The 6,184-nt window shown below is 47.6% G+C and carries 6 protein-coding genes and 1 riboswitch; all 6 genes read right to left on the minus strand.

Annotated elements, in window-relative coordinates; all coding sequences use genetic code 11:
* Positions 1 to 161: 161 nt before the first annotated feature.
* Positions 162 to 947: an ABC transporter ATP-binding protein gene (locus PGX78_RS05520; RefSeq protein WP_270445795.1), complete on the minus strand. Its 786-nt coding sequence runs from the start codon at positions 945 to 947 to the stop codon at positions 162 to 164.
* Entirely contained in the window at positions 947 to 1,936 is a 990-nt protein-coding gene (locus PGX78_RS05525) for a FecCD family ABC transporter permease (protein ID WP_270445796.1), read from the minus strand. The genes PGX78_RS05520 and PGX78_RS05525 overlap by 1 nt, the downstream gene beginning before the upstream one ends.
* Positions 1,936 to 2,886 (minus strand): ABC transporter substrate-binding protein, encoded by a 951-nt coding sequence (locus tag PGX78_RS05530; protein WP_270445797.1) that lies wholly within the window; start codon positions 2,884 to 2,886, stop codon positions 1,936 to 1,938. Before PGX78_RS05530 ends, PGX78_RS05525 begins: the two co-directional genes overlap by 1 nt.
* Positions 2,887 to 2,895: 9 nt before the next feature.
* Entirely contained in the window at positions 2,896 to 4,785 is a 1,890-nt protein-coding gene (locus PGX78_RS05535; protein ID WP_270445799.1) for a TonB-dependent receptor plug domain-containing protein, read from the minus strand.
* Positions 4,786 to 4,879: 94 nt separating this feature from the next.
* Positions 4,880 to 5,057: riboswitch (cobalamin riboswitch) on the minus strand.
* Positions 5,058 to 5,081: 24 nt separating this feature from the next.
* Positions 5,082 to 5,738, minus strand: coding sequence for a ribosome biogenesis GTP-binding protein YihA/YsxC (gene yihA / locus PGX78_RS05540; protein ID WP_270445800.1), 657 nt, complete (start codon positions 5,736 to 5,738; stop codon positions 5,082 to 5,084).
* The coding region (locus PGX78_RS05545; RefSeq protein WP_333523938.1) for a S16 family serine protease at positions 5,738 to 6,184 on the minus strand (447 nt) is incomplete at its 5' end. The genes yihA and PGX78_RS05545, both read right to left, overlap by 1 nt.

Genomic DNA, 6,184 nt, shown 5'->3' on the forward strand with positions numbered 1-6,184 from the left:
CGGCCTGCTTCAAAGCGGGCGTCGCATCCTTTACTTCCGGATTCAACGTATATCCGGCCTGTGCGGGAAGGCCCGTAAAAGTTCCTAAAGCAAGGCTCGCCAAAGATACTGCACAGAGTCGTTTCAACATACTTTTTTTCATTGCTACCACCTCATAAAATTTATTTATTTCCTGACGGCATGAGCACCGTCTCGCCATTGGACGAAACGAACTCGTTCACGTTCAGGTCAAACACCTGTTCCACCAACTGACGCGTAATTACTTCGTCAGTCTTCCCGTACGCCTGTATGCGGCCGTCTTTCATCGCTACCGTATAGTCGGCATAAAGGGCCGCCTGATTGATATCATGAAGGACAATGACGATGGTCATTTGTCGCTCTTTCTTCAACTTCACCAATAAATCCATAATTTCCAACTGGTGGCGTATATCCAAATACGTCCCCGGCTCATCTAAGAGCAACAGTTGCGGTTCTTGCGCCAGGGCCATCGCCATACGCACTCGCTGTCTTTCGCCTCCTGACAGGGTATGTATATGTCGCTGCGAGAACTCACTCGTCCGTGTAATCTCCATCGCATCCTTTACGACAGCCCTACCGTCACGGTCATCACTGCGCAGAAAACTTTTATGGGCAAAACGTCCCGACTCTACCAGTTCCTGAACCGTAATGCGATCGGGAAACTCGTCCTGTTGCGTCAAAATAGCCACTTTGCGAGCCAATTCTTTGCGTTTGTACGTCCGAATACTGTGCCCGTTTAAGGTAATCTCCCCGGTCGACGGTAGTCTCAGACGACACATACACCCCAAAAGAGTACTTTTACCGCATCCGTTCGGCCCGATAACGGCAGTAACGGCATGTCTTTCAATATGTAGATTCAACCCGTGCAGCACTGTCTTACCGCCGGCTTCACACGATAAATCGCTAACCGTAAGAATGGAATCGGCCATTATACATCCCTCCTTAACAGGAAGAGGAAAAACGGGGCTCCCCAAAATGCCATAATAACTCCCACAGGAAGCTCCATAGGTGCTAACAGCAACCGTGCCAAGGTATCGCTTAAGGTGACCAATATAGCTCCCAATAAAGCTGAAGCGGGCATAATATACCGATAATCCGTACCGATAATAAGACGTGCCACGTGAGGCACAATGAGTCCTACAAACCCCAATAAACCGGCTACACTCACGGCACTTGAAGCCAAAACAGCGGCTATGGCCGTAAAGACGACACGTGTCAACTCCGTATTAAGCCCTAACCCTTTAGCCGTATCGTCGCCCAATTGGAGAATATTCAAATAATAGGCTCCTCCTACGGCCGTCAAAAAACCGGCCAGTGAATAGGGCCAAATGAGGGATACATCAACCCAACTCTTTGCCGATAAACCGCCGACCATCCACATTAAGGCCCCGTGTACCCGATCGCTGTAAAAAATCAAAAGACCGGAAATGCAGGCCCCTAACAGAACTGATACGGCTACGCCGGCAAGAATCAGTCGTACGGGACGAATCCCGTTTTTCCACGCCAAGACATACACCAGTCCGGCAGCCGCCATGGCACCGCAAAAAGCGGCCGGTACAATAAATGAAGTATAGGCCGGAAAAACGAGCATGACCGCAATTCCCGCCAGTCCGGCTCCGGACGAAACCCCTATAATATGAGGATCCGCCAGGGGATTCTTCATGACAGCCTGTAAAACGGCTCCCGACAGGGCCAGATTAATACCTACAAACATGCCCGTAACTGTACGAGGTAACCGAATATTGCGAATAATCTGATCTGTCGTCGACTGTCCGTCTCCGTAAAAAGCCTGAATGACGGACTGCAAATCAATCTGCGCCGCCCCCTGAGATACGGATAAAACGGCAAAAAAGGCAAGGACGGCGGCCATAAAGATTAAAAGGGACAGTCGTTTTATATCTTCCTTTTCAGCACTCATCAATGTAATTCTCCGTATACGGCCCGACCCATATATTCCACACTTTCCGGATAACTTAGACCCGGATTTAATAAGAAGAGATTTTCAGGAAGTACATATACGCGACCGTTTTTTACGGCTTCCAAAACGGACCAGGCCGGACTGTTTTGAAATTCGGTCTTCATTTTCTGCTCAACTTTTTCTTTCTTTCCCATAGTCGTAATGAAGATGATATCCGGATTATCTTGAGCCAATTTTTCCATAGAGTACGGCACCTGGGCACCATTTGATGTCACTTGTCCGTCGGCTGCTACATTATCAAGCCCCAGAATGTCGGCACAGCTGCCGGCAATGGAGTTCTTCATTTCTACGGATACTTGACTGGGCGTAGCGTGAATAATCGCTATCTTCTTATGATTTCCCGGGAATTTATGACGAATATCCTCAATTTTTTTATCCATATCCTCAATATGTTTTTCAGCTATTTCCTTTTTATCGAAAATCTGCCCGAATATAGTCATATTCCGCTTTACATCATCGTACGTTTTAGAGGTGAGAACCACAACCTTGATGCCGTTTTGTTCAAACAAGGGAACCAACGCCTCATGTTGCGATTTGCTGGCAATAATCAGATCCGGCTTTAAGGCAATAACCGCCTCGGCACTGACATTAAAAACAGGCCCTACTTCCGGGACGGACTGATAGCTCTCGGGAACCTTTGCGTCGTCCGACTTAATCGTCGGTCTACCTGCCAATTCACCGCCTACATCGGCGGCAAAATTCATAAGAGATGATGACAACACTACGACTCGCTGCGGCTTCTTATCAAGAGTTACCGTTTTTCCCGTATCATCCGTAATAACGGCATAAGCCTGACCGGCGTTTTGTGACGTATCACTTTTATCAGAACCGCACCCGCAAACAGCCAACGCGAAAACGGCTATACACAAGCATAAAAGTTTCTTTATCATAAAGACTCCTTAAAACGAATACTTCATACCGAATAAATAGCTGCGACCGCTGTCCGGATAGCCGTGGTACAAATCATAACTGTCATCGGTTAAATTATGAACGACGCCGTACAGGGTAAGGCGTTTATTCGCACTGTAGCTGGCATTGAGATCCCACGTTACATACGATTTCTTGACATAATACCGGTCTTCTCGCCCCGTGCCGGCTGACAGTTGCAAATTCACCTTCCATTTACCCTCATGATATTGCAACGAAGCTCGATACCCGTTGGGTTGACTATTGGACGGATCTCTTCGCATACCGCGACCTTCATCGATGTTAATCTTCGTATACGTATATGCCAACTCCCAATCCCAAGTCGCACCAATTTTATGCTGCAACGACAAATCGATTCCCCGTTTATCTTCCTTATTGAGATTGCGAACTTCATAAGGAGTGATGCTGCGGTCCCAACGAATAGCATCATTTAAATAACTGTGGAAAAGACTGAAGCGCAACAACGTATTTTTAGTCATCGCCCAATCCAACCCTACAGTCTGAGAGTAGCCGCTTTCAGGCTTCAAGTCCGGATTACCGCGTGACCGGGTCCCGTTATAATACATATCATTCAAGCGAGGGGCCGTATAAACCCGGCTCCACGAACCGTATATATTTAAATTGTCGCCGGCACGATATTCTACAGCTAGTCTCGGCGTCTTGTGAAAACCGAAATGACTGTTCTTATCCAATCGCAAGCCCGGTGTAAACGACCATTTTTTATAAACGATCATATCTTCACCGTATACGGCCCTGTTCGACTTCTTTTTATTTTTATAATTAGCTCCGTCATTGGACCCCGAATCCAAGGTCCATTCAGCCCCTAAGGTGAAAAAATGATACTTCGTCATCCACGAGCGGTCCGCCTGAATTCCCTGAGTTCTTGTGTGGAAGCGGTTGGTCCACCACGTTTTCGAATAATCGTTAAAATACCGAATATGTCCGGGCGTGCTCGTATTTTCCCTGAAGTTCCACGTAAGGCTTACATTATTGCTAAGCCTTTCCAAGGGTTTATACTGCTTGACCGAAAATTTTCGATGAGCGATACCGTACGGAGAATCAAAACTGACTGCATGCCCTCGTGAATCTTTATGCGAAACATTCAAGGTCATAGATTGCGACTTGTTAAGCTTTCTATCCATACGGAAGGTCAAAGACTTGGCTCGATTATCACCTGCCGCTTTATCTGATCGAGCACTGTCGGGAAACTTATAATAATCCTTTCTATCAAGGCTTCCCGACACGAGCCAGCTCGTATCCCCCTTAGAACCTTCTTGTAGAAGGCCGTAATATTCCTTTCCCCACGAACCGAGAGCCGTATCGAGAACCGTCCGATTTTTCTTACCCTTTTTCGTAATAATATTAATCGTCCCGCCTACGGACCCGGCACCGTAACGAACCGAACCGGCGCCCTTAACAACTTCAACGGCACTGATATTATCGACACCCGGCAAGGTCGACAAGTCAACCATGCCCCGGCCGTACGATGAACCTTGAGCATTGGCCAGACTTTGTCCGTCTACGAGAATATTGACTCTGTCGTCACCGTTAATCCGCACAAAAGAAGCGGCCCCGGGAACCATACTGTTCAACGTGACTCCGTTCACTTGCCGTAATACATCTTCAACCGTCTTATAGTTATTGGCACTGATTTGTTTTTCCGTTACAACCGTTTTTTGTGCTTCCGGTAATTCCCCTCCGCCGTAAGCACCCGTGTTTCGGTAGGCCGTTACAATAATCGGTCGTGTAGTTACGCGAATCGTCGTATCCTTATCATCATCTCCGGCGGCACCGTATACGATACTTCCCAAAGATAGAGCCGCACAGCAAAGACAGGCCGATACTCGTCGTTTTTCCGACAAATCAATTCCTCCAAATACAAAAAAGGCCGCAAGATATCACCTTGCAGCCTCTGCTGTTTTGCATAAATCTCCTACCCATCGCTCGCAGGTCATACCGGTGACTCTTCGTCAGGCAGTTCTTCTGGCTCGGCATCATCGGTCGATTGCGCCTTCCCGCATTTTCATGCAGTGACATCTTACAATCTCCCTCTTCCTTACAGCGGCGGGACCGCGCCGGTATTGCACCGGACTTCTCTGTTAGGTCATTAGACACCTGACTGTACCTTATTCTTTTTTTAGATTACGTTATGAATATATCATACCGTATGGTCATCGTCAACGAAGTGTCCATGGACTACGTCATAGAATCTTTCTATGAGTCTATTCTTACCTTGACCCTTTAAAGACGAGTAAGTAAGAGCCGCATATTCCGTAGGAAATAAACGGTTAATTTCGTTCAAATTCTTTTGTTTTTCCGATTGATTCAACTTATCGGCCTTCGTGCAGACAATCTGTAAGGGAATGTCATTATTGCGAAGCCATGCATAGGCCTCTCCGTCCAAGTACAATCCGGGATGACGCAAATCCACTAAGAGGCACAACAGAACCAGTCTTTTTGACGTCTGAATATAGTCACCGATAAAACGACTCCACAAGTCCCGGTTCTTACCGCCCGTCTTGGCAAAGCCGTAACCGGGTAAGTCGACAAGGTACACGGGGTGCCGCATCGACTCGCCATCAACGCGTTCGCGAAGTTCTCCCGTAAAGAAGTTTATAGTCCGTGTCTTCCCCGGCGCACCGCTGACCTTAGCCAAGCCGCGCTGATTGCATAAGGAATTGATGAGACTGGATTTTCCTACATTGGAACGGCCCAAAAAGGCGATTTCCGGCCGTTCCTCGCAAGGATATTGCTTGGCTTCAACGGCAGATGTTAAATACTTGGGATTAATCAAAGCTATATCTCTGCGTTCCATTATTTCACCAACGCCTGTTCCAATACTTGATCCATATGGTTTACAAAAACGAATTTCACATCGTCTTTTACAGTCTGCGGTACATCGGACATATCTCTTTTATTGGCTTCAGGTAAGAGAATTTTTTTGATTCCTGCCCGATGCGCGGCAATGACCTTTTCCTTAATGCCGCCTACGGGAAGAACGTTACCGCGCAACGTGATTTCTCCCGTCATGGCCACATCATGGCGCACAGGTTGTCCCGTAAGTGCCGACGCAATGGCCGTAGCCATAGTAATACCGGCCGAAGGCCCGTCTTTGGGAATAGCGCCTTCAGGCAAATGAATATGTATATCCGTCTTCTGATTGAAGTCGACGGGAAGATCCAATGATTCGGCGCGACGGCGCACATAGGTAACGGCAGCCGTAGCCGATTCCTTCATGACATCACCCAACCGGCCGGTCAA

The organism is Megasphaera sp. AF13-6AC, assembly GCF_027685385.1.
In the GTDB taxonomy this organism is placed as follows: domain Bacteria; phylum Bacillota; class Negativicutes; order Veillonellales; family Megasphaeraceae; genus Megasphaera; species Megasphaera micronuciformis.